The following is a 25,249-nucleotide window of genomic DNA, read 5'->3' as shown; positions in this document are numbered from 1 at the left end:
TTTTAATTATGGTTTTTTATAAACAAAAAAAGCCGCTATTTTAGCGACTTTCAATGAGAATATCTTCTTGTCCCTCGGCTATTATTCTCCGTTAACAGAGGTCTCCTGTCGATCGATGGTCTCTTCAGGAAGCTGTTTGGACATGCTTGGTACGTGTCGTGGCTGATATTCGATAAGCTCTGAGGAATGAACAGAAACGGCGATTCGTCCGCCGTTGCTGTAAGCCCGTATCAGAATCGGCTGATTGTAGGCATTCTGGAACACGAAATCCGGCCCTCCCCAGCTGACGGTTGCATCCCGCCCAGGCAAAACGTAAGGCACGTTCCGACTGTGGGAATACCGTTTCACGATCTGTAGTCCCGCTCTGTCAATCGCATTGAACAAAGTAGAAGATACTTGGCATATACCGCCTCCCACACCTTCAGAAAGTTCACCCCTGACGATGACGCCCGCTCGTTTATATCCTTTATCAATCGTTCTCATGCCCACAACCTCGTTGAATGAAAATGACTCTCCGGGAAATACCACTGCGCTGTCAATTGCCTTAGCGGCCAAGTCAATGTTATGCGACCGGTTTTTGTTATTAGAATTAAAATAAGTAACGTAATACCCGATAGGCTTCGTTCGAATCGAAGACAGCACTTCGGCATCTACTTTGGGATACAGCGGGTATGTCGGCACCTCGATCGTCGCCGCTCCTTTGCCATAATAATAGTCGTAGAATGATATCAGCATTTTTCGCCGATCCAAACGATACCCGTTTCGCCCCTCAACAATCTGTCCATTCGGAGCGATTCGCGCATTTTCTGCCTTTTTCAAACTTATTCGATCTAGTTGATCCGCCCACTGGTTGTAGGTATCCATGTTCAGGAGCGGGAATACCCCAAGACTATGCTGGCTTCGATCAATCTTACTCAGCGGGTTTCCATCTTGGGTTACCGTCAGCAGATCCGCCGGGTTCGCCTGTGTCATGAGTAGTCCCAGCAGACCCAAGATCGATAACCATTTCAAATTACATTCGCCTCCTTCCCCAATTGATTCCATATTAGTCCTTCTGGTATTATGGTAATCTTTTGAGAAAATCATGCATATGCAACAAAGACGGCCACTCTCTCGCTTGTGGGCTAAAACTCGTTTTTACAGGTGCTCTTACTTCCATTTATCATCGTGTCCTATGGGCGGACATAAGGCATCTCGAACTGAAGTCTAGATTATCGTAGTTTTAACTTATTTCCATCAAGGGTATACGCTTGAATTTCTGTACGTCCGTTCTTCACGAAGGAAAAGTTAATGACGGACTGACCACCCATAGCTTGGTAATGAGTTATAACCTGCTGCATACCTACATTTTGACGATTTGCAAAAGAACTGAACGCTTCACTAAAGTTCGCGATAGCAAACCTATCGTTTTGAAATCGAATAAGGGAAACCGCCGGTGGGTTCAACCCTTTTCCCGGGAATTGTACCCATATGCCATCGTTCCCGCTGGCAACCACTTTCCCCGGAACATGCATCACGCTCCATTGTTGATTCGATGGGTTGAACACTAAAATTTGTGAAGCGTATTCCGCCCCAAGTGTAGACACAACATGCCGCTGGTTTTCTCCCGAACCAAATGACAGCTCCAAATTTTGATTCTTCACTTCGTCGATCGTCCCCGCAGACAAGTCGTTTAATACAAACTGCTGATTGTTATACGCAAACACACCATGAATGAGGGGAAACCCAGCCAAATTGGTCTCATACAACTCCAAAACCAGTTCCGCTTGATTAACTTCACCTAACCGCAGGCTGCCCTTTTTCTCCCAAGCGGATGGAATCGTCTGAAGCTGTTCGACTTGTTCCAATTCAGTTGCTTCAAACTTCAACCCCAAATTATTAGGGAAAGTAATTGTGTTGGCTGTATCTACAGTTACCCGACGACTTTGCTGATCCCATTTCACACGAGCCCCCGTCCCTTCGGAAATGATACGAATGGGAACCATTGTTCTTCCGTTAATGATTTGAGACGAAACATCCGAAGCAATTGGGTTTCCGTTGATTACAATTCTTTCATTGCTTGGATTGGGGGCGTTGCTTACTTCGTTTTTATTATTCAAATACACGGTTCGGGTGCTTCGATTCCAACCTACCGTATAGCCTAACGCCTGTGAGATTTCTCTTGCCGGAACCAACGTGCGTCCTTGCTGTATAACAGGAGGAACCAACATATTTAATGATTCTCCGTTCACGAAGACCTTTACATCGCCCGTGAAATTAGCAAAGGAAGTACCCGTTAAAGATGCACACATAGCCGTTGTTATCAGTAATGAGATCATTTTTTTCTTCATGATTCTTCCCTTCCTTATTACTTGATATAATATTAGACGTTAAAAAATCGAATATGTTGTAGATTAACATTACGACTCGTTTATTTATTCAGAATACAAACTACGTTCTATTTCCTTAGCCCAAAATAAGAGGGCTTCATCATTCCCATGACTCCCAATACATTGAAAACCTAAAGGCATTCCACCAATATTAGTTACGGGTATACTTATCGTTGGAAGTCCTGCATAAGACCAGACTGCGGTCATCCCTGCCCAACCCGTTTTTTCAGAACCTTTTGGCGCCACTCCTCCTTGAGCAGGTGAAACCCACAAATCAATGCCATTCTTTATTTTGGTTTCTTCCAAATCAATTCTTAATTTCATTTGTCCAGCCCGGAGTTTTTCTATTTCCGCTAATGGCACGGCTTGACCGTTTTTAATTGCCGCCTTTACTGAAGAACCATATAGATGTTCATACTGCCGAAACCAGATTTCGTGGACTTGCGACATTTCACCTTGTACCAATCTAATCATGGCATCACCCGCAATAAAATCTTCATCCCAGGGCATATCGACAAAACGGATGGAGTATCCCGCTTGCTCCAAAGTTTTTAGCTGGTTTTCGAAGGTGCGTCTAACCTCATCGAACATAAAGCTCATATATATACCATTCGGAACACCCAAAATAGGTTTTTTATCTGATTGAAAGCTGTACCAGTTAGGAATTAAATGTGAACTTGTATATATCATACTCTCGAGGTCCTGTGTGAAAAATCCGATGGTGTCCATTGATGGTGATAGTAATACAACCCCATCTAAAGCAATACGGGCATAGCTAGGTTTAAACCCAACCACACCACAGAATGAGGCAGGAGCAATTACTGAACGGAGAGTCTGAGTGCCGACTGCGATTGGACATATGCCAGCGGCAACGGAGGCAGCTGATCCAGCGCTTGAGCCACCAGGAGTATGTTCAATGTTATGAGGATTACGGGTAGGAATTACGCTATGATACGCAAATTCTTCTGTAACGGTCTTCCCTGCAAATATTGCCCCCATGGATCGAAGTTTTGAAATAAAAGTCCCTTCTAGTGTGGTCAGAGCATCAGAGGGCAGATTGGAACCTGCCCGAGTTGGAAATCCATCAACGTGTATCAAATCTTTAATTGCAAAGGGGACACCAAAAAAAGCAGGTTTCTCATCAGGGAATTTTTTAATTAAACTACAAGCATCATTACTTAAACGCGCTTTATAATTATCTTCCTTAATAAAAGCGTTTATATATGGTTCGACTTTTGTGTAACGATCATGGAAATTGGGTAGATATTCAGTTAATAAAGCGTTGTTTTTGTCTACTAAAGATGCTTCATTAAGAAACAAAGAAATCCCCTCCAACAGCGGTAGTTTCCTAGATTATACACAATTAAATTCTTGAACGAAGTAGAGAAAGAAGTTCTTCATATATTCCTGGATTAGCGCAAACTATTTCTTCTCCATATATTTCGGCTGGATAACCCGAAGGTACCACACCGACATGACCAGTGATTGCCTTAGCTTCACGAGCGATAAGACCCGCTGCTGCGACATCCCATGGTGATAGACTTTCTGTATGTGCGTCTAGACGTCCAGATGCAACATAACAGATATCTAATGTCGGGGCAGCGAAACGTCGGATGTCTCTACAGTGAGTTGATAAGAGATTAACCCTGGCAAGAGCCGAATGCACCTTTTCTTTATCGTGTGGGAAACCAGTACCGATTATCGAGTCTGACAAGGATCTGGACTGAGGTACTTGAAGCTTTACACCATTACAAAGTGCTCCTTCTCCTCGAATACCTACATAGGTAACCCCCAGATTAGGAGCATGCACAACCCCTGCCCAAACAATGCCATCAACTGCAATGGCCGCAGAAATTGCGAAATGAGGGAGGTGATGCGCATAGTTTACCGTTCCGTCCAAAGGGTCAATAATCCAAACAGGACCTTCGAAGATATCGTTAGTCCAAACTCCTTCAGTGGTTTCTTCGGAAAGAATACCATGTTCCGGGTAAGAGCTAGTTATTGCCTCACGAATGATATGATCAGAGGCAAAATCCGCCGAAGTTACAAGTTCTCCGGTGTCTTTATATGTAACTTCTACAAGAGACTCTTCTTTTAGTTCGATAACTTTTTTTCCAGCTAAGCGAACAACCTTATCTGCGAATATAGCCCAATCAAGTGCTTTATCTTTCACTCGTCGATACCCTCCTTATAATATATCTCTGCTACATGCTGTCTTTTATCATTGAACTATCCAGCCCGCTAGTTTAATAGTCTACTGAGGTCGATTCATATTAGAAAAGCCGCCATTTTGGCGACTTCTTAAGTGTGTATGTTTCCTCCGACAAGTTCATAGTTTATTAAACGCCTTGTGCTAGTTGAGAATATACTTTACCTTTTTCCAAAAGTTGCTCATGAGTGCCCTGTTCTTCTACACGGCCCCCATTCAAAACATAAATAATGTCAGCATTCATAACTGTGGTCAACCTATGTGCAATAATAATCGTTGTTTTCCCCTGACGAAGAAGATCTAGTTGCTGCTGTACAAGCCGTTCGGTCTCCAAGTCCAGCGCCGAAGTAGCTTCGTCCAGAATGAGAATTTCACTATCCGCCAATAAAGCACGTGCGAGGGCAATACGCTGGCGCTGTCCACCTGACAGTTGGATCCCCCGCTCTCCCACATTTGTATCATAGCCGTGTTGAAGAGACTCAATAAACTCATGAATTCTCATGCTTCTGCAGATATCCATCAGCTTATCCTCATGAATATTGCGTCCCAATGTCAGATTATATCGAATCGTATTGGGAAATAGATATGCATCTTGAAAAACGATATCAATGCGCTTCATCCAGTCATCTCGCAGAATTTGCGTTAACGGTTCACCGTTAATCGCAATCTGTCCTTGATACGGATCGTAGAATCGAACAAGCATTTGGGCAATAGTCGACTTCCCTCCGCCACTTGCCCCAACAAAAGCTACCTTTTGACCTAACGGTATATCAATGTCGAGTCCTTGAATGACCGGTTGACTATCTGAAGAATATTTAAAGGATACGTTTTCAAAGGTAAGACTACGTAGTGGCTCTTTAATCTGGATTGTGCCACTCGCGATCATTTCTCCTTCCATCACTTCACGGACTCGCTCTACAGATGCCATACTTCCTGCCACCCCCATCAAGAAGTTGTATACCTTCTCATAGGCTTGGAGAAGTTGCGTAGAGAACTGAAACACGACGACTAGCCAACCGATGGACATACTTCCCTGAATGACCAGCACGCCTCCGTATCCCAATACGAGCAAACGAATCCCCCACAACATGATCATGGAAAACATCGACTGCCGATTGGAAATGTCAACCTGCTTCATTAAATTGGTAAAGTGAACAGACAGCTTGTCCCTGAAACGCAGACTTTCCCATTCTTCACGATGAAAGGCAATAACCTCACGGGAGGAAGCAATTCCTTCTTCAATAACAACAATAACATCCGTCTGACTAGAGGCGCTGTCCTTTGCTGCTTTTTTCATCCGTGGTGCATAATATTTGCCCAACAAAATATAAACGATACTGGTCAGTATCACTGCCAGAAGCAAGACTGGACTTGCTATTCCGATAATAATGGAAAGAATGATTGCTCCGCTAATTTCCATCATACCATTCGGGATCGTACCGCCTACCAGATTCGCAGATTGATTAACATCATCAGTGAGATTGGTAACATATTTGCCCGTGCGTTCGTTCCGGAAAAGTCCTACCGGAATGCGATGCATATAGCGCAACATATCGGCAAGCAGTAGTTTCTGTAGTCTGAACGTTGCTTTGTTTCTCACAAGTGCTGCATATAAATGAAGTACGTTGTAAGTGACTGCTAGACCAGCAAGCCCTGCCATCAATGGGACTAACAAGTCATACTTACGGTTTACAAATAAATCATCAATAATAAATTTCTGAATGCCGACAACACCAATATTGGCTATTATCTCCAACACTAACAGCAATATCGTGAGCACCAGCAAGCCCTTGACCTGCCGTGCATAAGTCCAGATCCATGACCAATTATTCACAAACCGCACGCTCCTCTCCCGCTGCCAAACGGCGGAATGAGCCTTGCTGGTGCATCAATTGTTCATAGTTACCCTTCTCAACAATGAGGCCTTGATCTATGACAATAATTGTATCGAAATCTTTCACCGTTGATAACCGGTGAGCTATCGCAATGATTGTCCTTCCTTCAAACAAACGATTCAAAGCTTGCTGTACTTCCCATTCGCTAACATTGTCCAGAGCCGCTGTTGCTTCATCGAGCAATACAATTTTGGGATTTTTGATAAACATACGAGCTATTGCGATGCGCTGCTTCTGACCCCCCGATAACTTCACACCGCGCTCTCCAACGAACGTATCATAACTTTGGGGAAACTGTTGAATGAAGTCATGGGCATAAGCCGCCTTGGCTGCGGCTTCAACCTGCTCATCCGTTGCATCTGGCGCACCGAATCGTATATTTTCACGGATAGTGCTGCCAAACAAATAGGTTTCTTGGAACACAAATCCCATTGTCTCGCGAATCTGCTTTAGCGATAACTTCGGAAGCGGAATACCGTCTAGACGAATTTCCCCATGAGTCGGATCATAGAAGCGGCCGATCAGCTTAAGCAATGTCGACTTACCGTTGCCGCTGGTACCGACAAAAGCGACCTTTTCCCCTGGTCGAATATGTAAGGAGAATCCCTTAATTAATTCGGATTGGGTCTCATAATTGAAAGATACATTACGAAAAACAATTTCTCCTTGAACCTCCATTAGATCGTTCGCAGATTCACTTTCCCGAATATCCGGTTCTTGCTTCATAAAGCTGAAGAGTCTTTCAACCTGATTCATCAACACTTTTTGTTCGGAAGTCATCGTGACAAGGAACGTGATATCCTGAATCATACGGAAATAATAGAACATAAAAGCGACTAAAGCACCTGTCGTTACAGCGTCTCGGCTTAATAAATACGCACCATATGCGAATACGGCCACAGCTCCGAACTGAACAGAAACTCGACGAACAAGACCTCTCGCATAGCTCATAAAATGAAGCAGGTTGGTTTTATCATGCAATTCATGCTGCTTAGACATAACTTGTGCTGTATCCCAATCTTCTCCTTGATAGGCTCTTAGCTCCAGCAACCCGGACACAGTATCATAAATCTTCTGCTGAAAGGCCATTCGTTTCACCTGTGTTTCATGTCCGAGACGAGCAGCTTGTTTCTCAAAATAGGGACCGATCAAATAATAGGACAAGAAACAGGGAATCACAACGAGACTCAAGCCGATATGTATTGACAGCATCATTACCGAGCAGGCCAGAAAAGTCACACCTGTGATTATCATCCCAGGAAAGTATCGGTAATAAATCTCTTGAACAGCCTTTACCTCCGAGTTAAACAGGGAGAGCGTTTGCCCAACTGGATTTTTCTCATAGTACGAGAAGCCTAATTTTCGCAAATGAGCAAATAAAGTAAACTGCATATCACGTGCAGCCTTTTCCTGAATATAACGCTGTAACCTGTTGCGGAACAAAGTAAAAGCAATCACCAACACAACGAGACCAGTCAAAATGCCAAGCGCAAGCAAAAATACATCCAGTGCACTGCCGGGAAGCAAATGATCCACAAAATATTGAATAAACTTCGGTACGAGCAACTCTACTCCGATAATAAAAATACTAATGAGAATATAACCTGCAACCTTCAGCCAGTAAGGCTTCAGAAAGCGAATGACCCATAGATAGGATTGAATAGACGATCTCGTATTAATGACTTGTAACCCCCTTTTTATCTAAAATCAAGACATACGAATATATGGTCTAATTCCCATTATTAATTCTACAGATATTGGAAGTATCCTGCCCGTTAGCTTAATGGGCTCTCAAAGACGATTAACATAAAAAAGCCGCCATTTTGGCGACTTCTTATGGTGTATGTTCTACTTTTCTGCAAACAGCACCAGCCCCGATATCAATCCAAGGAATAGATAGTGCACCCCCTCCTCAATTTATCTGTGACATATATTCAAATGCTGTAGTTCCATATACGCTTTTAAAGTGCTTATTTAGATGGGTTAAGTCAACGAAACCACATGCGGCTACTGCAGAATATACATCTCCACTTTGTTCGATTAACTGTTTTGCACGTTCGATTTTGCAGTTAAGAAAGTACTGGTAGGGTGAAATTCCAGTATGAGCTTTAAATAATCGAATAAACTGAAATTTCGATAAATGAAGCTCGTTACAAATTTCATCAAGTTTAAGTACATGTTCTAAGCTAGAATGAAACATATCCTTTGCTTTTCTAATTACTGTGTTATCCTTCTTGTCAGCTGTAGAAAGACTGGTTTGAATTAAGATATCCGTGAGAGATAAGAACAATTCATTGCATAATGCCTCATCTTTATCACTTAAAATGGCATGAGATAGACTTAATATTCGTTGTTCAATCTTGCGATTATACACAACAGGAGTTGAAAAAAGTACAATATCCTTTTTTTCAGTAGCCTCTAAAAGCATTTGTGGTTCAATATATATCATGACATAATCGAGTCCTGCCTTATCATGTGCCATTCCGTCATGAGCCTGTTCTGGATTAAATAGCATAACTCCATTTTGATAGGATAATTGTAAACTGCCATCCAAGTTATAATGTTGGATTCCTCGTAAAGTTACACCGATCGCATACTCTTTGTGTGCGTGTTTTTTATATTTGAATTCGGTCATGCTTGCTGATAACGCAGTAATACCAGCAGATTTTTTGTAATGAAATTTCTCCACTTTCTCCACCTCCGCTCTAGCTATCCTATATCCAGATCATGATGGAAGCATAAATTAAAAACAAAGCCATCATTCCATTAACCATTTTGTTATGCTTCTGTATAAACGCTTTAAAGATTGTACCGAAAAGAACCCATGTAATAAAAGCTAAAAATCCAATCAAAGTTATTATGAAAATACTTATCGTCACCGCAAAGGCCGCACTATACTGGGGTATAATAAAAGTGGGAATTACAGTCATTGTAAATAGTACCACCTTTGGATTCAAGAACTGCATAAGAAGGCCCGACTTAAATGTAGCCGATTGTTTAACAGTCGGATTTGATGTATCTGTTTTAGAAATTTGATAAGCGAGATATAACATGTAAGCACTCCCAATGATCTGCATTACTATTAATATTTTCGGTATGATCGTTATTAGCATCGTGTTCAACGTAGCAGAAAGAACAAGTAATATACCAAAACCAATCGTTGCTCCATACGAATATTTCAATGCCTTTTTGGGCCCGTAATTATTCACAGTGGACAATATAACGATATTGGTAGGACCCAGTGTAAAAGTAGCAATCGTACAGTAAATCAAAAAAGATGTAAGATCCATGAGATAACTCCTTTCAAGCTCTTCTCATATCCTACATCTTATATAAAAATACATTATAGTATATTATTGCAGGTATTACTTACACCTCTTAATAGCCCAGGAACTTTATTTCTTATCCCCAAGATCTACCGATCTTTTTAATTTTTGAATTGTTTTTAATATTACTTCCCTATTATTTTTATCCTTTATCCATTGGGGCAATCTACTAAAAAGTCCTTGATTATCCCATCCAAATTCTTCGTGTCTATTATTTTCTCGTAGCTTTGCCCCTACATAGTTCTCAATAAATTCCAAATGTTTCAAATTATAAGCCCATAATAAGTTTCCTTTGCAATTAGCCGTCAGCCATAAGTCGTAATTATTAGAACCCTCACTAATACCCCCGCAATGGTTACAAACAAACAGTTTCTCTTTGAAAAGGTTATGCACTTGTTTATTGTCATTTGTAGTTATACTCGCACATTTATCGCAGCTAGGGCACTTTACCAAATAGTAATCTGCGAAGTCATAGAGATGTAATCTTGGATTTTTGAATCTTTGCGCCATTACGTTCACCTTCAGTAGTTAGTTACTATTTTTAAGGATCAATCAAATATTCAAAGAATTTCTTAAAGTTGTTATTTGTGCGATATGATGCTTTCCATGCCATGCGTATAATCCAAGATTATAATCAAGTCTAATCGGTTCCAGTGATTCTGGGTGATAAAACTGTTTCTCAAAATCAGACGCAGTCATGGATGCTAACAAGACAACCCATTTCTTATGTAAAGCTTCTAATAGCAATAAGGAGAGGTTTATGTCTGTATTTACACTATCATGAAGTTCAGCCCAACAATCTTCACGATAAGGTTTTATTGTAGGTGCATCTTCAGTTAGAGCTAATTTAAATCGTATAAAACTATTCATATGACTATCAGCAAGATGGTGTACAACCTGCCGTAGTGTCCATCCACCTTCACGATACACCAGATCTAATTGTTCATCAGATAAGTCCTTAACAGCTTCTCTCAATTTGACAGGCATTTCGTCAATTTCTTTTATCCATATATCTCGTAGTTGTTTTGAAATCGTTCCAACGTATTCAAATTTTCCAATAGGGAATCTGCGATCCATTAAACATCACTCCATTTTCCGCTTTCTACGCCAAAATGTTTGAGTTAACATTTACTATCAATTATTAATTCTTTAAGCCTTGTTAGTATTTTTGTTATATGACCGTTTAATATCACTCCATTGAATAAACCTTCAATAAATCGATCTCCGCGTATATAACTTGTCATCAATTTTCGAAGAGTATCTAAATCTGCTTTCATTAAATGCTCTTCTATATCGTTTTCTATATTTTTATAAATTTCATTTTGATCCAACCAACTCTTCCAATTAAACACAATGATAAATCCTGAATTACATAATTCTGTATAAAATTCTCGTATTTCTTCGCATTCAAGAAAATTCCTTTTTCCCTCTTCACAAGTCATTGCGTCTAGCCTTTGAAAAAAATCAAGATATTTGAGTAGTTTATTTACCTCTTCATATTTTATTTCTGAAATATTTGAAATCATATTCACCTCAATTAATATCTATTTAAATCAAAAGAGTTAAATACTCGTGTTTTCGGCCACCTTGAGTCTATTTCTTTATCCATCTTCCAAGTTAGATGTACTTGTACACACTTATGTGGTTTAGTTTTGTATTGGTATAATACTTCGTCTTTATCTTCTCTTCGTGCAATGACGTCTAGAACAGCCCCATAAAGAATATGGTTTTCAGATATTTCTTTATGTAGTTCTTCAAGGAAGACCATCGAAGTTTCAGGTATCCACGGTTCTAAAAATTTCATCTCTTGTTGGATATTATAATCCCCTTCATTAATTCTTTTTGAATATTATTACATAATTTTAGTTCAGAAACTTTTTCATCTGTCCAATTTCATTTTAAATATCTTGAGTTACTTAGACTTTATCTACCCAAGTATTTTATTGATCCAGTGTCATCAATTGCCCTAAATACAAAACCACCAGCATCTTTACTATCCAACTCCTGAAATGTACCCGCGTATCCATTTACGATGTTAAGTTCTATAAATATATTTGAGTTCTCTTTTATTTCTTCCACATCAGTGGATTTTTCATTATCAATCTTTTCATTTGTTATTATTACTTTTCTAAATCTAGGATCAGAAACCTCAATTGCTAGAATTGTGTCATATCTTTTATTAGAATTTAGGTGTGCAGACCATGTTCTCAAATTTGTTTCATCTGGATATAAGGGACCTAGAACTGAAACATTCGTGACTTGAAATAATACATTCCATTTAGATTTAATTAATTTTGCATACGTCTCTTGCTTTCCCTTCAAAATAACTAATGTATGATTACTAAAATTCTGTTCGTATACAATATCGCCATCATATGGAACTGAATATTTCAATGCTCCTTCCTTGCTGAAAGAGTATCCAGACATTTTTAGAAAAAATAAAACTGAACAAACACAGATTGTTAGAATTACGACTAGTAATTTATGTTTCTTCATTATTCCTCCTTAATTGATCTTGCAGTAATATCCTACAACTTTCTTGTCCCACGGCCGCAATGCGGTTAGGAGGTGTGGATGTGTCCAGTTAATATCTCTATGGTATTAAGGCATCTGTCCGGACCGAGGGGCAAATGTCCTGAAGCGCGAATAAGTTGTTAACTGATGTGGATATCCGCTTTGGATTAACTTACAAATTATTTTTATTATTTACACCCCGAATTAGTTCGTTTACCTCATTTTCAGAAACACTAATATTCCCGCAATAAATCGAATTATGAGAGAAATCCCAATACCCTTCCAAGATCAAACTGTAGTGTTTGGCTTTTTTCTTTAATAGTGCCCATGATCCAATATCTCCTTGTGAGCACGAATCAATATAGAGCCATTCCTCATAAGTGAATATATGAGAACTATCATATAAATCAAAGTTTTTCATAATCCCTGGACTTTCACGTGATTTCAATCGTATATCTGCTTCTTTTAGTAATAAAACATCTTCAATTCGTATAACTATCCATGCCTCTTTCTCATTACGAGATATAATACTCTTAAAACAAAACTTTACCATGGCTGAGTTATTTATTTCTTCAGGATGTTCATCCCAGCCATTAAATAAAGATAGAGCAGGCTGAAAAAGAGTCCAAATCTCATCCCCAATTGCCAAATTAAATGGATGAGAAACCAAAACGGATCTATATGATCCAACAACAGGCATAGTCGAGGATCTCTCCCAATGTCTTTCGTTAAGATTGGGCACTTCTATCATAAAATCTGACCATTCTACTCCCCAATCCACTCCACTTATCGATATATCTTTATCTTCTTTCATATTCATTGCATGGAATTCGTGAACTTTCTTGCAGGCTGGGCATAAAAAAGATAATTTATTATTCTGCATATGATTACCAATCCACCTATCGGAAATGAAACAAAGTTTTTATCAGTCGAGAATGATTTTTCTTAGTCATCCGTAAACCAGAGTCTGAAAAAGACCCTGGCTTCATTTTTTTCTGTCAAGTAACAATCAACTTGTAAGAGTTAGCAACTTCGCAAAAATAGCTCTAAGCTCAAGCTCCGTTTGCTCTGTCTTCACGACTTTCTCCAGCTTTGCACGACTTCCGAAAATTCGGTATAGAACCTGCTCCCGTTCATATATTTCTTTAGACAACAGCTCATGAAGCAGTGCTTCTGCTACCTCGATCCGATCGTCCACGAAGTTTTTGACGGGCCTTGCTTCCTCATTCCCTGCAAGCAGAATGTCTACTAGGACTGGCATAAGCTCCGGCTCCATGCCGTGCGCATCAATAAATGCCTCAGCATAACTATCCTGTATCATTTGGTGCTCTGTATCTACCATCTTCATATATCGAGAGACGAGTGAGAAATATTCCTTACTATACAACCCCAGTCCTAATACCGCATATGTGCCTGGCATGACCGATTTTTCACTCGGTTCTGTGTCCTTGTACCACGCATAGGGTTCCATAGCGATATTTGCATACGCAGCCAGCTTAGAATAAAGGGCGGGATATGTAAGTGCTACTGCAAAAAACTGATGCAGTCCAGATTTAGCCATTTTTTTAAGAGGAAGATAGTTCTTTTGTTTACTTTTCAGCTTCAGCTTATATTCCTTCGGAAATCCTTTCTCCAGCAATTCAGTAATTTGATCCAACGCTTCCCCATAAGCTTTTTCCTCCTCGGTCAAAATCCGAACTTCAATCGTCTGTGTTACATCATTATTATGAATTTCAGCACTGCTACCTTTATACACTGGATCGAATTTCCCGCTCCCCCGCTGGATATACTCCGTTGCCTGCTTTGAACCTAGCTGAACAGCAAGCTTCAAATATTGTCCCCGGGTATCCGGTTTCGTCTTTCCTATCTGCAAAGCGGCATACACAAAAAAAGAAAGCCCCTCTGCATTAGGATTCATAAGAGCGATATCTTCTTTGGGTGTCCAGTCTATCGTAAAACTGTCTGTACGTATAAAATAACGAGGAAGATAAACGTTCTGCACCCAATCATCCATAGCCAAAGTATACTGGCCAGTCCATTCGTTAAAACGTTCTCTGTTACTTCTGAGCTTGTCTGATAAACGATGGATCAAAGGGTCAAGCGCTGCTTCTTCCTGCTTCATAAGATCAGGGTTCAACAAGTGACGAGAAAAGAAAAACTGGTCATCTACACTCGGCAATACCGGAAGATCAGGCATGATTTTGAATTCTATAAACTTCTGTAATGATTGCCGCAGTTGGTTTAGCTTCTCTTCGTTTACCAGCTGCTCGCTAATCGTTAAGTCTTCGTCCTCCATTTTAAAGGAAAGTATGAGCTGGAATCGGTAATCAAAAAAACGAGGACCTAATTTCTCTGATACAAAGAGCTCCTCCAGTCGCTTGCGTAATGCCGGATAAAGCTCAGATCTGATTAGTTCATCCGTAAGCTCAGCAATATAAGAACCTGCTTCGATCTTATAAGAGCTGTCAGTCCAATCAAGCGGTTCTTCAACATCAATATGTATTTTTCCATCACGCCAAGCTACCTGGAGATAATCCTTTACACCAGCCTGAAGCGCACGATTGTCTATGAACCCATTTATTCTTTCACTCTCTTTATAGTAAACGGTCATCAACTCGTTCCACACATCGTCTAAAAACCTCTGTACTGCTACGTACATTATTTCTCCCCCTATTTGCTAAAGATATGTTCCGAACAAAACCTCCATCCGTTCCCGTGAATAACCATCTTCCCCGCGCCAGGTTGCTACGGACATAAAATCTGTGCCTCGTCCCCTCTCTTTTCGAAAATCACTTGTTGCAACAAGCAATTCGGCGTATCCCCAGATTTCGAGCACAGCGTCCCGCTCATGCTTATTCGATGGAAATACGTCTTTCCAGCGTTTCTCGAGGCCTCGTGCCGCATCTTGATTGTCGCACTCATCAATGGCTTCTATCATTTTTTTAAGAATGTTCACGTCATCCTTTGTCACTTCGAGCCCGGATTCCTTGCTCATCATTTCCAGATCCATTAAGCAATAGATGAGATTATTGAGCCGAACGCCTCCCCATTTCACTCTCTCGAATTGAAGCACATTCAGATCATAATTTATATATTGCTCATCAGACATTAGACGATTGCCATTACAATAAGCACATGAGCTGTACATCGGTTCTTCCGTTTGTTTGTCACGGTAGCCATGCTGACAGAGATCACGGGTCAACGCCCAGCTTGATAAAGCGCTCCGCAAATAAACTTTCCGAGTCGTTAATCTGTGTAGAAAAGCTTTAACCACTTTCTCACGCGTTACTGCCTCTTTGTGAATATGCCTCAATTTAAGGATGCATTCATCGTGTGTTATGGTCAGCGGATCAAACATCAGCCCTTTATCCTTCGCGTACTCGAAATCTTCTGCGATGCAGTTTGCCAGCCCACCTTGCCTCCAGCCGCTAGCTGACCAGAAGGCGCTCGTTAAAATCTTCTTTGCTTTGGAATCCATGATAACTCCCTCCAATATGCGTTCGCTTCATCTCTATTTGAAAAAACTCAAAATCTAGCTCTACTCCTCCACATGTATAGTTACTTCATTATACCAATTTTTAGTTGAACTAACCTGCCCGTTAGCTTAATGTACTAGAACCATTATGATAAAGTTTGTTGCTGCTCATCTGTATTTTTAATTAAAAAAGAGCAGACGGTATGTAGACCGCTGCTCATACTTTATTTAGTGATGTTGGTTTCCTAAAACCATTTCATGATCTCTTGATGTGCTCCAAAAAAATAATCGAAATTATATCCTCCCTGCCATTGAGGAAGTAATAATCTAATCGTCTTTTATTGTCTTTCCATAACAAACCTCCATGTTTTTATTAACACTGCATTTATGTAATGGAATGCAATACCACTATACAGCAGTTCATCACGGTACATTTTTGGTTGTTATTCCAAGCGCGTTTGCTCGCATTCTTCCTGATCAGAATTCCTTCCACCCGAATACCGGCCTCAACATCCTGCGAATCAAAAAAGCGAGCATCGTCCCTACATTCCATACACTGGGATTCTGTAAGTACTCCATGTATTGATCGTTCATCGTATAAGTCCAAGTAGATGTAGGATTCTTCAGCCCGAACTTTTCCCACTTCTCAGGGTCATTTGAACCTCCGAGCTTTATAAGCATATTTGTCGACTCTCTAATTATTTGAGCCGGTAACTGCTCGTATGCTTGGATGATTTGCATATGAAATTCGTCAATCGGATTACGGTTCGTAAGGCTCGTCAAATGAATGCTTTCGCGAATGTAAGAAACGTATGCTAGATGGTCAGCCCAGAACTTGTCGATATAATAAAGCCGTACTCGTTGCTCCGAAGGACTCATCGGCGTCTCACCTTTCAAGATTCCAAGCCGTTCCTCGTATAGAAGACGCCTTTGTTCCTCTACCATATCGGAATAACGGTTCAGTTCTCGACGGATTTGGAAGTTTTGGCCCATAATAACGCGCTGAATATGCGTAACTTTGCTGTGAAGCACCGACTCGCTGAGAGCCTCTTCCTTCCTAAGACGACGATACATAGGTGGAATCGCTTTCTCGATTCCGAACTGAAGGATCAACTCGTCCTCTAAGCTTACGAAAAACACAGAAGCTCCCGGGTCGCCTTGACGGCCAGAGCGCCCGCGAAGCTGGTTGTCAATTCGCACGCTTTGGTGCACATGTGTACCAATCACGTACAATCCGCCCAGCTTGGCGATAACTTCTGCTTGCTCTGGGTTGCCTCCGCCGAGCCGAATGTCGACTCCGCGTCCCGCCATATTCGTAGACACCGTTACGGCGCCGATTTCTCCGGCTTTGGCGATGATCTCTGCTTCTTTTGCGTCGTTTTTCGCATTTAGAACATGGCAAGGTACGTCGGCTATTGCTAGTGCCTCCGCCAGCATATCAGACTCCTCGACGCTAGACGTACCAATGAGAATTGGACGTCCCGCCTTATGGACGGTCGCGATTTCTTGCACAAGCGCCTTAAGTTTGGCTTCTCTATGGGTATAAATCCGGTGAGGATGGTCGATCCGTTTGTTCGGCCGGTTTGGTGGGATTTGCACGACCTGAAGCGCATAAATTTCTTCGAATTCCATTGCGGAAGCCTGCGCGGTAGCCGTCATTCCACAAATCTTCGGATATAAGCTAAGAAAGTGTTGAAGAGTGATCGTACCGAGAACTTTCCCACCAGCTAAGGACTGCAATCCTTCTTTAGCCGCAAGCGCGACTTGCAGCCCTTCTGGCAAATGTCTGTTCTCTGCCACGCGGCCGGTATATTCGTCAATAAGCTCAATTTTACCGTCCCGGACGATGTAATGGACATCTTTTTTCAGTATCGATTCCGCATGCAGTGCGCAATTTAACGACGACAACAAATGACTATTATGACTTTCGTACAAATTGCCGCATCCCAAGAGTGATTCTGCTTTCGCTGAGCCCGCTTCATTTAAATAAACGTTTCGCATAAACTCATCGAAATTGTAATGCTCATCTTGTACAAGCTGCCTTGCTACTTTTGCAAAACGAATGCCATCATTGTTGGAAGAGCCCGGCTCGCCAGCAATAACTAGCGGGACCCGCGCTTCGTCGAGAAGCAGCGAATCCGCTTCGTCAACGATGACATAATTAAAACGACGATGTACGGTATCGGCTTCGTCCAGTGCGATCGTATCGCGCAAATAATCGAATCCCGCCTCTTTGGCCGTAACATAGGTTATATCCGCGGCGTACGCTTCCCGCTTTTCCGATAAACTCATGCCGGCTTGAACCGAGTTTACCGTTAACCCTAGGAAACGATAGATCGGGCCCATCCACTCCGCATCTCGTTTCGCCAAATAATCGTTAAAAGTCAACACATGAACGCTTTCGTCGGTTAATGCATTTAGATAAGCAGGCATAACAGCAGAGAGTGTCTTCCCTTCGCCTGTATGCTGCTCGATCAAAAATCTCTCGTGCAGAGCGATAGCAGCCATGATCTGGACTTCATAAGGCTGTAATCCGACCGTTCTCTTCGCTGCCTCGCAGACTAACGCATAGGCATCAACAAGAAGCTCATCCAAAGGCGTACCCGACTTTGCTTCCTTTTTCAACCGGAGAGATTCCAATTGTAACCGCTGATCGTCCCAATCTTCCAAATTGCGTCTCCTGATGAGCTCCGCTTTGTCCCGATAGCCTTTCAACTTATGCCGGTTATCGTAGTCTTTGAAATCTCGTATCAACTTGACGGCTAAATTCAATTCAATCCCTCCTTGGTAAAATATGAGATTCTATTGTGGCTAGAGTATAATTAAATTTCATAGATATGGCAATGTTTGGAACAGGTAACAGATAACGATCAGGCAAGTCAGGTTTGAACCAGTGTAGGAGAATATCCTAGATTGTCGAATAAGGTTAAAGAATGGATGAAATAAAACAAAGTAAATGCATTTTAAAGGGGGCTTTCTTATGTCTAAATTCAATTCAGCCATGAACTTAATAAAAGAAAGGCCTGGTATGTATTTAGGAAAGAAAAGCTTTACAATTTTATATGGATTTATTACTGGTTTCTCGTACGCAGAATTCAATAATAAATTAGAGGATCATTCAACGTTATTTCCTTTACCATTTCGATTTTTTCATGAGTTTGTGAAGGTTAAACACGACGCATTCCCATCTAGACAGTTGACTGGTTCTAATGAAAACAGAAATCCATTATATGAGCCTTATTTTTCTGACCCTGAACAAATATTTTTAATGAAAATGTCTAATAATCTTGGCTACCTACGAGTGATTCTCACTAAAAAAGAATGCTATTTGGTATTTAAGTTTTGTAATCATAAACAGGAGTCCATCGAATACTTCCAAAAAATTTTTGGCGAGAATTTAAGTTGGATGAAAGATGAGTGGAAGAATGAAGTGTTAAACAATAGAGAATTAACTTGGGCTTAATGTGTCCAAAAGGAGATGTCAATGAGAGTTGGAATTATCGGCGGAGGGTTTGGGTTAGAGGTACAGGCACCCATTATTCGGTCCTACTCCAAAATGAACTTAGTTGCTGTAAGTACAATGAAGCGTCATAAACTTCCAAAGGACCTAATGAACGGTGATTCTTCTCCTGCCCATTATACAGACTGGACCCAAATGCTAGACCAGGAGAAGCTTGATCTTGTATTTGTTAGTACCTTGCCTGCTCATCATTACGAAATGGTAAAGTATGCTCTGAGCAGAGGTATTCATGTTGTATGCGAAAAGCCCTTCACCATGAACAGTCAAGAGTCCGCTGAGCTGTTAAACCTTGCTGAGGAGCAGCAACTCAAAGTCTTGATTGATTTTGAATGGAGATACCTACCGATTCGCCAAAAAGCGAAGAAACTCACATCCCAACATGCCCTAGGTACACTCCTTCATCTGGAATATCATACTTCCAGTGCTCAGTTCCTGAAACTTCAGTCCTCTGCAATTGGCTGGATGGGAGACAAGAAGCAGTTTGGAGGTATGTTAGGAGCATTAGGAACGCATATGATAGATTGTGTTAGATGGTTAGCAGACGATGAAGTGCAATGGATTCAGGGCTTTGTCCATACCCATGTCCCGGAAGGTGCTGGTGAACTTAGAGACGCCGACGATGCTTTTTTCATCCATGGAACTATGGGTAGAGGTCCTACTTTCTCCATCCAGCTGTTATCAGGGATTAACCATGGATTCGGTTCTCACTTAAAAATATTCGGAAGTTCGGGTACGATTCATATTATTAACGATAAGACCCTGTATTATGGTACAGCAGTCGAACCACTCCAAGAGATCGATATTCCCACTTTAACTACAGCACCAAACACCCTATCAAGCGAAGCCCAAGCTTATTATCCTGCTTTTCACACGTTTATCAATAAGGTATATGACTATATTGCCTTTCATAAAAAAGATAAAGACTTACCCACGATTGCAGATGCGCACGAAAACCAGACGATTATTGATAAGATATTAGCTAACATTGTTCCACCAAAAAAAGCGTGATTCCTCACGCTTTTTCGCCCTGTTATTTAATCTCCTAATGGATAATTCAAGGTTCTAATTCAAGATGCATCTTAGCTTCCGCCTCATCCCATGGCACCGAGTAGCCTGCTCCCTTGGCGCAAAAGATAGAGGAAGATGTATACAGTGGATCAGCCTCTTTACGGTAGCCCATCCGTTCTATGACTTCCTCCGTATTATGGCATCGATCATAGCCACTAAACACACAGCGAATACTACCTCGTCCATGCGTAAAGGATGCAAATTCAGCACTGTAGTTCATAAAAGTCGACACGGGCACCCTTCCTGTAACCACTGCTTGCGTTTCGGTTGTCTGTGGCGGATCAAAAAGACCTGAAGCACGCTGAATATCAGACAGCACCCTGCCCATTTCATCGATAGTGACCTTAATTTTGAAATCGTAATAAGGCTCCAGCAGTACATTGTCAGCCTTCTCCAGCCCCTGCCGTAGCGCTCTAAAAACAGCCTCACGAAAATCTCCGCCATGGGTATGTTCTTTATGCGCGCGGCCCTTAAGCAGTGTAATATTCACATCGGTAATCGGCATGCCGGTCAGCAGTCCGTGATGCTCTCGTTCATACAAATGATTCCGAATTAGATTCTGATAGCTGACATTCAAATCATCGGAATGACATCTGCTATCGAACTTGATGCCGCTCCCTCTTTCTCCAGGTTCAATCAGCAGATGCACTTCCGCATAATGTCTGAGCGGTTCGAAATGGCCGTAGCCTATCACAGCCGACTGAATCGTTTCCTTATACAAGATTTCCGGTTGTCCAAAAGAGATAACAAAGCCAAATCGATCCCTTACAATCTGCTCCAGCACTTCCAGTTGAATCAATCCCATGACGCGGATCGAAATCTCTTGGAATTTCTCATCCCAGACAACGTTCAGAGACGGTTCCTCCGCCTCCAGAATGCGAAAAGCACCGAGTACCTTCTGTACATGTATCGAAGTGTCGAACAATACCTTCGATTGTAACGTCGGCTCCGAGTCATAAGCTAACTTATCTGTTATCAATCCCAGACCTTGTCCAGCCTCGGTGGTGGACAATCCGGCAACCGCAAACAAGTCGCCGGCCGCGATTTGTTCTACCGGCTGCGATTTGAGACCGTTCACCAAGAAAATTTGTGTAATTTTCTCGTCATATTGAACCCCACCGCTCGTATAACTAAGCTGTTCTCTCACCTTCAATCGACCTCCCAGCGCCTTAATGAAGGTGAGTCTCGTTCCGCTTGCATCGTACCGGATTTTATAAACCCGCCCCTGGAATGATGCATTCTCATCATAAGATGTTGTCGTCAGCAGGTGCAGCTGATCCAGAAATTCAATAATGCCTGTATCCTGAAGCGCAGAACCATAAGCACAGGGGAAGAGAAGACCTGCTGCTATCATCCTCTGCAAGGCCTCAAACCAGAAACCGGAATCCTCTCTTCCCTCCAGAAACGCTTCCAGCAAAGCTTCGTCCCGCTCCGCCATGGCCTCACGCAGCTGCTCACCGATCAAGCCATCAGCGAAGCAATCTGTGATGCAGCATACTTCCCCCGTTAACTGCTGACGAATATCTGCCTCGGTTCTGCCTGCATCTGCACCAATCCGATCAGTCTTGTTGATAAAGAAGAACGTCGGAATCCGATGCTTGCGCAGCATCTGCCAGACCGTTTCAGTATGACCTTGAACCCCTTCGACCGCACTTACAATCAGAATAGCATAATCAATAACCTGAATCGCCCGTTCCATTTCCGGTGAGAAGTCGACGTGTCCGGGCGTGTCTATCAAATAATAGGTGTCTCCTTTATATTCCATTACTGCCTGATCAGCGAACACCGTAATGCCCCTTGCCCGTTCGATGTCGTGGTTGTCCAGGAAAGCATCCTGATGATCCACCCGCCCCCGCGACCGGATACTGTTTGTATGGTACAGCAACTGTTCCGCAAATGTTGTCTTACCTGCATCCACGTGGGCGAACAGGCCAATTGTTAGTCGCTTCATAGAATCCCACTTTCATTGCTTCTTGTTGATACTGCTCATTTTATTAAAACATAGAAACCGGGATAGTGGGATCTTTAAGTATGATTCTCCTCCTTTATCTGATTGTGTTGTTCTGTATACATATTGTCCTATCAAATTTAAATTCGTTATAATTTAATAACGACAATAAACAAACTCTCAGAAAAGGTGGCAAAGTTAACATTGGAATTGTTCGAGTTTATTTTACTTATGCTAGCAACAGTTGCATTATCCAATTTGATAAACAGATTTATCCCTTCTTTATCTGTTCCAATCATTCAGATCATCCTTGGAATGACAATTACTCTATTACCTTTGGATTATAAATTAACCTTAAATCCTGAGTTGTTCTTAGTGCTATTTATCGCACCTTTATTATTCTATGATGGTAGAAATGCAGATAAAAAATCATTATGGGAATTAAAAAAACCTATTCTGTTAATGGCATTGGGACTAGTCTTCATGACTGTATTGGCACTTGGCTACTTTATGAATTGGCTTCTGCCGATCATACCGTTAGCAGCATCCTTTGCACTCGCAGCTGCACTAGCTCCTACCGATGCTATAGCCGTAGGCGCATTGGAAGAAAAAATAAAAATTCCGCATCAAACAATGAAAATATTAGAGGGAGAGTCCTTGATCAACGATGCTTCCGGCCTAGTCTCTTTTCAATTTGCGGTGGCTGCTATGGTAACAGGAGCATTTTCTCTTAAGACTGCAAGTATCAGCTTTGTTCTCATATCACTAGGGGGCATTGTACTAGGTTTAATGTTAACACTGGTGAAATATGTATTCGTTAGATGGCTGAGAAGACTTGGCATGGAGAACGTTACACTTCATATGCTCATTGAATTATTGACCCCATTCGCCATATTTTTATTAGCAGAGGAACTAGGGGTTAACGGAATCCTTGCGGTGGTTAGCGCAGGTATTGCTCACTCTTTAGGATTTAAGAAATTACATCCGGAAATTGCTAAATTAAACATTGTGTCCAAAAGCACCTGGTCTGTTATTGCTTTTGTTTTAAATGGATTGGTATTTTTACTCTTGGGAACTCAGCTTCCAGACATCATTCAAACCATATGGAGCAGTTCGTATATTGGACATGTTCAATTGATTTTCTATTCTTTATTATTAACAGTGGCGCTGCTAGGACTTCGTATGATCTGGGTCCTCATCATGAACATTTCTCCACAGTCGGAGAACCAATCTCAATCATGGCAGCATAAGCTTAAAAATGCTCTCATTCTTAGCTTATCGGGTGTACGTGGTACGATAACACTTGCCAGTACAATGTCCCTTCCTTTCATACTGGATAATGGGAATCCCTTTCCAGCAAGAGATTTGATTATTTTTCTAGCATCTGGCGTGATTGTATGGACACTGCTTGGCGCAAATTATCTACTGCCTCTTTTATTAAAAAAAGAGTCCCAGGCTGAACATAACAAGGATGAAATCCAAGCTAAGATCGACATGCTTCGGAACGTCATTGCTGGTTTACACGAACAGGTAACCGATCAGAACAAGTTAGCTTTAAGTCATATTATCGGTACGTATGCGGCAAGAATTCAATCTCTTCAGATGAATGAAGCTTCAAATCAACAAGTTAAATCACTAACTATTGAAATATTGAAATGGGAAAGAAAAAGTACACTTCAAGCGATCAATAACAAAAGTGTAAATCCATTCATAGCCCATAAGTATTTAACTAGATTGAATAAATTGCTATTCATGTACACACATGATCATCAATATAAGAAAGAGCTGCCTTCCTTCAAGAATCTGCCTGAAATGATAGAAGTACTCCGTACTTCTAAGTTAAGCATTCGTGAAAGAAGAGCAGAGCTAAATCGACTGAGAAAACACAATATATTTTACATTCTTGATCATTTAAAAAGCTTATTATCAGAGGAGCCGCCGAATATTGAGATTGTAAGTTCGCTCATTGCTCGTTATGAAAGAGAACTGATTCTCTTAACTGGAAGTAAAACCGATGCTCCTACCAGACAAGAGTTTGACGCAGCGTTACAGGAATTATCCAGAATAGGGATTCAGCTAGAACGGGATCAAATTCAGTCCATGTTTGAGGCTGGTCGTATTTCAAGATCAATCATGAAAGAATTAAAAAACAACCTATGGTTAATGGAACACGATCTGAAAGAAGAATCTAATATTATTTAAGAACAGCTATCCCATCAAAAAAAGGACCTTTCAAAGGTCCTTTTTTTGATAGGATTCACTACTTTCATTGACTTTTCTAGGCAGCCCTCTACACGGATTGACCAATTCTTTTAATAATGATGCTAGGGATGACTAGTAAAAGCACAATAGAACCGTAAACGCCAATTGTATAGCTGGTGACATAACTGAGATCGAATCCTTGATGAAAAAGGGTCGTAATAAGATGAATAAACATGTTCGTAAAACAAAAAGCATAGCTTCGAATCATCCCGTTCCGGTGCTGGAGAATTCGTTTCTTTTTGATTTGTATGAGCGCTATAATGGTGATAATCAGCCATATCATATTAAGAGCGTTGAATCCAATACTGCTTATTTTTCCACCAGTAGCGTAAGGCGCCATGTATCCGGAAGTAGTCACGACAACAAGTACGGACAATAAATAAACATAACCGTTTATACGGTGGAATTTGCGGCTTTTTTCAAAAATTCTACTCGAAAAGTTTAGCAGCCCCGCCGCCATAGCGACACAGGCAAACACAACATGAACTCGCATGACGGTTAACCAAGCAGGAAGATTAAGCTCCCGCTTCAAGCCAATTTTATGGCCTAGAAATCCCGTAGCACCGGGATCACTAATAAAATTGGCCACCAAACTATAAAGGATAAATACAATACTGATACAGGCTAAAAGTCTATATAATAACTTCCGATTCTTCATGCGAT

Annotated in this window: 21 protein-coding genes; 3 read left to right on the top strand and 18 right to left on the bottom strand. The window is 41.3% G+C overall.

Annotated elements, in window-relative coordinates; genetic code table 11:
- Nucleotides 1-81: 81 nt before the first annotated feature.
- The 16 genes from ACFQV5_RS00585 to ACFQV5_RS00510 form a co-directional block, all read right to left on the bottom strand.
- On the bottom strand, nucleotides 82-1,011 hold the full coding sequence (locus ACFQV5_RS00585) for a VanW family protein (RefSeq protein ID WP_379242533.1): 930 nt from the start codon (nucleotides 1,009-1,011) through the stop codon (nucleotides 82-84).
- Nucleotides 1,012-1,211: 200 nt separating this feature from the next.
- Nucleotides 1,212-2,330, bottom strand: a complete 1,119-nt coding sequence (locus tag ACFQV5_RS00580; RefSeq protein ID WP_379242531.1) for a copper amine oxidase N-terminal domain-containing protein — start codon at nucleotides 2,328-2,330, stop codon at nucleotides 1,212-1,214.
- Nucleotides 2,331-2,414: 84 nt separating this feature from the next.
- A complete protein-coding gene (locus ACFQV5_RS00575) occupies nucleotides 2,415-3,689 on the bottom strand; it encodes an amidase (protein WP_379242529.1) in 1,275 nt (424 codons plus the stop codon).
- Between the two features lie 43 nt (nucleotides 3,690-3,732).
- Complete coding sequence (locus tag ACFQV5_RS00570) at nucleotides 3,733-4,542, bottom strand: inositol monophosphatase family protein (RefSeq protein ID WP_379242527.1); 810 nt, start codon at nucleotides 4,540-4,542, stop codon at nucleotides 3,733-3,735.
- Between the two features lie 166 nt (nucleotides 4,543-4,708).
- Complete coding sequence (locus ACFQV5_RS00565; RefSeq protein ID WP_379242525.1) at nucleotides 4,709-6,412, bottom strand: ABC transporter ATP-binding protein; 1,704 nt, start codon at nucleotides 6,410-6,412, stop codon at nucleotides 4,709-4,711.
- A complete protein-coding gene (locus tag ACFQV5_RS00560; RefSeq protein ID WP_379242647.1) occupies nucleotides 6,405-8,066 on the bottom strand; it encodes an ABC transporter ATP-binding protein in 1,662 nt (553 codons plus the stop codon). Before ACFQV5_RS00560 ends, ACFQV5_RS00565 begins: the two co-directional genes overlap by 8 nt.
- Nucleotides 8,067-8,385: 319 nt before the next feature.
- Nucleotides 8,386-9,162, bottom strand: coding sequence for an AraC family transcriptional regulator (locus ACFQV5_RS00555; RefSeq protein ID WP_379242523.1), 777 nt, complete (start codon nucleotides 9,160-9,162; stop codon nucleotides 8,386-8,388).
- 25 nt (nucleotides 9,163-9,187) lie between these two features.
- Nucleotides 9,188-9,763 carry a LysE family translocator gene (locus tag ACFQV5_RS00550; RefSeq protein ID WP_379242521.1) on the bottom strand — a complete coding sequence of 192 codons (576 nt, stop codon included), beginning with the start codon at nucleotides 9,761-9,763 and terminating at the stop codon, nucleotides 9,188-9,190.
- A gap of 105 nt (nucleotides 9,764-9,868) precedes the next feature.
- Nucleotides 9,869-10,309, bottom strand: a complete 441-nt coding sequence (locus ACFQV5_RS00545; protein ID WP_379242520.1) for a hypothetical protein — start codon at nucleotides 10,307-10,309, stop codon at nucleotides 9,869-9,871.
- 42 nt (nucleotides 10,310-10,351) lie between these two features.
- A complete protein-coding gene (locus tag ACFQV5_RS00540; protein WP_379242519.1) occupies nucleotides 10,352-10,876 on the bottom strand; it encodes a YfiT family bacillithiol transferase in 525 nt (174 codons plus the stop codon).
- 44 nt (nucleotides 10,877-10,920) lie between these two features.
- Nucleotides 10,921-11,325, bottom strand: a complete 405-nt coding sequence (locus ACFQV5_RS00535; protein WP_379242517.1) for a DUF6508 domain-containing protein — start codon at nucleotides 11,323-11,325, stop codon at nucleotides 10,921-10,923.
- A gap of 397 nt (nucleotides 11,326-11,722) precedes the next feature.
- Nucleotides 11,723-12,295 carry a hypothetical protein gene (locus ACFQV5_RS00530; protein WP_379242515.1) on the bottom strand — a complete coding sequence of 191 codons (573 nt, stop codon included), beginning with the start codon at nucleotides 12,293-12,295 and terminating at the stop codon, nucleotides 11,723-11,725.
- Nucleotides 12,296-12,485: 190 nt separating this feature from the next.
- Nucleotides 12,486-13,196 (bottom strand): hypothetical protein, encoded by a 711-nt coding sequence (locus ACFQV5_RS00525; RefSeq protein ID WP_379242513.1) that lies wholly within the window; start codon nucleotides 13,194-13,196, stop codon nucleotides 12,486-12,488.
- A gap of 126 nt (nucleotides 13,197-13,322) precedes the next feature.
- Nucleotides 13,323-14,972: a DUF6138 family protein gene (locus ACFQV5_RS00520; protein ID WP_379242511.1), complete on the bottom strand. Its 1,650-nt coding sequence runs from the start codon at nucleotides 14,970-14,972 to the stop codon at nucleotides 13,323-13,325.
- A gap of 18 nt (nucleotides 14,973-14,990) precedes the next feature.
- On the bottom strand, nucleotides 14,991-15,791 hold the full coding sequence (locus tag ACFQV5_RS00515; protein ID WP_379242509.1) for a hypothetical protein: 801 nt from the start codon (nucleotides 15,789-15,791) through the stop codon (nucleotides 14,991-14,993).
- Nucleotides 15,792-16,265: 474 nt separating this feature from the next.
- A complete protein-coding gene (locus tag ACFQV5_RS00510) occupies nucleotides 16,266-18,560 on the bottom strand; it encodes a preprotein translocase subunit SecA (RefSeq protein ID WP_379242507.1) in 2,295 nt (764 codons plus the stop codon).
- Nucleotides 18,561-18,768: 208 nt separating this feature from the next.
- Here ACFQV5_RS00510 and ACFQV5_RS00505 point away from each other — a divergent pair, with 208 nt between their 5' ends.
- Both ACFQV5_RS00505 and ACFQV5_RS00500 read left to right on the top strand, forming a co-directional pair.
- Nucleotides 18,769-19,251 (top strand): hypothetical protein, encoded by a 483-nt coding sequence (locus ACFQV5_RS00505; RefSeq protein ID WP_379242505.1) that lies wholly within the window; start codon nucleotides 18,769-18,771, stop codon nucleotides 19,249-19,251.
- Nucleotides 19,252-19,272: 21 nt separating this feature from the next.
- Nucleotides 19,273-20,316: a Gfo/Idh/MocA family protein gene (locus tag ACFQV5_RS00500; protein WP_379242503.1), complete on the top strand. Its 1,044-nt coding sequence runs from the start codon at nucleotides 19,273-19,275 to the stop codon at nucleotides 20,314-20,316.
- Nucleotides 20,317-20,362: 46 nt separating this feature from the next.
- On the opposite strand, the gene ACFQV5_RS00495 is transcribed toward ACFQV5_RS00500, so the two are convergent.
- Nucleotides 20,363-22,327 carry a GTP-binding protein gene (locus ACFQV5_RS00495; protein ID WP_379242501.1) on the bottom strand — a complete coding sequence of 655 codons (1,965 nt, stop codon included), beginning with the start codon at nucleotides 22,325-22,327 and terminating at the stop codon, nucleotides 20,363-20,365.
- A 186-nt stretch (nucleotides 22,328-22,513) separates the two neighbouring features.
- Between ACFQV5_RS00495 and ACFQV5_RS00490 the strand changes: the two genes are divergently transcribed.
- Nucleotides 22,514-24,526 (top strand): Na+/H+ antiporter, encoded by a 2,013-nt coding sequence (locus ACFQV5_RS00490; protein WP_379242499.1) that lies wholly within the window; start codon nucleotides 22,514-22,516, stop codon nucleotides 24,524-24,526.
- A gap of 88 nt (nucleotides 24,527-24,614) precedes the next feature.
- On the opposite strand, the gene ACFQV5_RS00485 is transcribed toward ACFQV5_RS00490, so the two are convergent.
- Nucleotides 24,615-25,244, bottom strand: a complete 630-nt coding sequence (locus ACFQV5_RS00485; protein ID WP_379242497.1) for a DUF2306 domain-containing protein — start codon at nucleotides 25,242-25,244, stop codon at nucleotides 24,615-24,617.
- Between the last annotated feature and the right edge of the window lie 5 nt (nucleotides 25,245-25,249).

Source organism: Paenibacillus sp. GCM10028914 (assembly GCF_042666275.1).
Lineage (GTDB): Bacteria > Bacillota > Bacilli > Paenibacillales > Paenibacillaceae > Paenibacillus_AQ.
This window is presented reverse-complemented; position numbering and strand designations above follow the sequence as displayed.